1 protein-coding gene is annotated in these 2,645 nt (G+C 70.4%); it reads right to left on the minus strand.

All coding sequences use genetic code 11. From position 1 onward, the window contains the following. A partial coding sequence (gene tssM, locus G3N94_RS40795) for a type VI secretion system membrane subunit TssM (protein ID WP_205799835.1) occupies window positions 1-2,644 on the minus strand: 2,644 nt, incomplete at its 3' end. Window position 2,645: the final 1 nt, after the last annotated feature.

Raw genomic sequence — 2,645 nt, forward strand, 5'->3', positions numbered from 1 at the left:
GCGCGAACGCGCGCAGGCCCGCGAAATGGCTGTCGACGACCTGCTCGGGGCTCGCGGGGGCGGCCGCCCCCGTGCCGGCGTCGCCGCCCGGTTGCGCCGCGAAGATCTGCGCGAGCGAACTGCGCGCGTCGTCGACCTTGTCCTGCGCGCGCGATGCGAGATTGCGCGCGCCGCCCGGCGCATCGCCGAGTGCGGTGTCGCGCGCGAGCGCAACCATCAGCCGGGACAGCGGCGAATCCGCGGACGACAGCATCCGCGCGACCTGGATGCTCTGCGCAAGCGTCGCCGTGTGCTGCAGCCGGAGGTCGGCCAGATAGTCGTCCCAGATCTTCAGGTAGTCGTTCAGATAGCGCTGCCGGACGTCGCGCGCCCACGCGGCCGCGTCGTTCGCATTCGGGATTTCCGACGCACCGAGGTTCAGCACCCACACCTCCTCTCGCCCGTACGCGTCGATGGCGGCCGGCAGCCGCGGCGCGAACACGTTCCGGTAACCGTTGCGCGTATAGAGCCCCGGCACGCCATCGACGAGCGGCTTGCCACTCTCGCGGCGGAACACGAGCGACGCATCGGGGCCGACCGCACGCGCGACGCTGAAGTCGTACGACGCGGTCGCGGGACGCAGCGTACGCGCGAGCTGGCCGTACAGCCGTTGCGAAAACGGCACCTGCCGCAGCCGCTCGCGCACGTCGGCAACGAGCCGCTCGTTCATCGGGAACGGCGATACCGCGACGCGGTTGCCGAACAGCGCCGCGAGATGCGCGCGCAACGCGGCGCGCTGCGCCGGCGAGAAATCGGCCGGCAGCGCGCGCTCCATCTCGAGATCGACGACGGCCTGCACGAACGCGGGATCGTAATGCGCGCTGTCGTACATCATCAGATACGCCTTCAGCGCCGCATACGCGTATTCGCTGTCGCCCGGCTGCGCATCGCGCAGCGCGGCCTCCATCCGGTTCGCGGCGATCGGCAGCAGCACATCGTCGAGCGCGCGCCGGTAGACGACATCCACGGCCTCCTCGATCTTCTCGCCCTGGAACAGCCCCCAGCGGTACGCCAATGGCGGCTGGGCGAGATCGATGCCGCCCGCGTTCGACAGGTTGCCGAGCGCATCGAGCACGGGCAGCAGCCGCGCGACGTCGGCCGCATCGGCAATCTTCGCGCGACCGATCTCCGCGTCGACGGCCGGCACGCGTGCGGCGACTTCGGCGAGATACGCGCGGTTGTTCGAATAGCTGCGCAGCCACGCGAACAGCACCGCGACGCACACGAGCGCGAGTGCGACGTAGCCGGCGGCCCGCAGCACGCGCCGCCGCTGGTGCCAGCGCAGGTTGCTGCCCGCGAGTGCCGCCTCGCGGAAGATGTGCTCCTGCAGCAGCGATCTCAGGAAGAAGCTGCGCCCGGCCGAGCCCGCCTGCGCGACGGGCGGCACGCCTTCGATCTTCAGGAAGCGCTTGATGCCGCTCATCACGCGGTCGAATGCGGTGCCCTCCTGCGTGCCGCTCGTCAGGTAGACGCCGCGCAGCATTGGCATCGGCTCGAAGCTCGACACCGAGAACACCTCGGCGACGAACTGGCCGAGCAGGTCCTGCAGGTCGGCGATCTGCTGCGGCAGCAGATAGCTCATCTCGCGCTGGCGCGCGTCGGTCTGCGACGCGAGCAGTTCGGGCAACGCGTCGTTGAGCCGCCGGTGCAGCAACTGATACTCGCGGTCGAACATCGCGCGCAGGTCGAAGCCGGGTTGTTCGCTCTGCGCGAGCGGGAACGTGAAGCCCCACACCTGCGCGCACTCCGCGCGGCCGAAGCCGCTGAAGTATTCGGCGAAGCCCGCGAGCAGGTCGGCCTTCGTCACGAGCAGATACACGGGGAAACGGATCCCGAGCTGCGCGCGCAGCTCGAGCAGGCGCTTGCGCAGCACCATCGCGTGCTGCGTGCGCTCGGCCTCGGACGCGCCGAGCAGGTCCGCGACGCTGATCGTCAGCATCGCGCCGTTCAACGGCTGGCGCGTGCGGTATTTCTTCAGCAGCTCGACGAAGCCTTTCCACTCGGCCTCGTCGAGCGCGCGATTGCCTTCGTGCGTCGTGTAGCGGCCGGCCGTGTCGATCAGCACCGCGTCGTTCGTGAACCACCAGTCGCAGTGCCGCGTGCCGCCGACACCGCGAATCGCCGCGCGGCCAAACTGCTCGGCGAGCGGGAAGCTGAGCCCGGAGTTGACGAGCGCCGTCGTCTTGCCCGACCCCGGCGCGCCGATGAACACGTACCACGGCAGCTGATACAGGTACTGGCGCGACAGCCGCCCGAACCAGCGCGACCAGTCGAGGCTGCGCATGCCGTCGGCCGGCCCGAAGCGGACCTTCTTCAGCAGCGTCGCGGCCTCGTCGAAACGGCTGCGCAGCTCGTCGAGCTGGGCCTTCGCGGGGTCGCCCGCCGCGTCGGGCCGCGGCGCTGCTTCGCGCAGCTGATTCAGCAGTTGCGCGTTCAGCCGCCCGGCCCGCCAGCTTTGCCACGCGGTGCGCGCGCCCCAGGCGGCGAACAGCGCGGCGATCGTCAGTGCGCGCGCCCAGCCGCTTTCGAGCGGCCGGACGTCGGCGAACGCGAGCAGCGGCCCCGCGAGCCAGATGAAGCACGCGAGCACGACGAGACCAGCCAAT

Source organism: Burkholderia sp. Ac-20353 (assembly GCF_017104785.1).
Classification (GTDB): Bacteria; Pseudomonadota; Gammaproteobacteria; order Burkholderiales; family Burkholderiaceae; genus Burkholderia.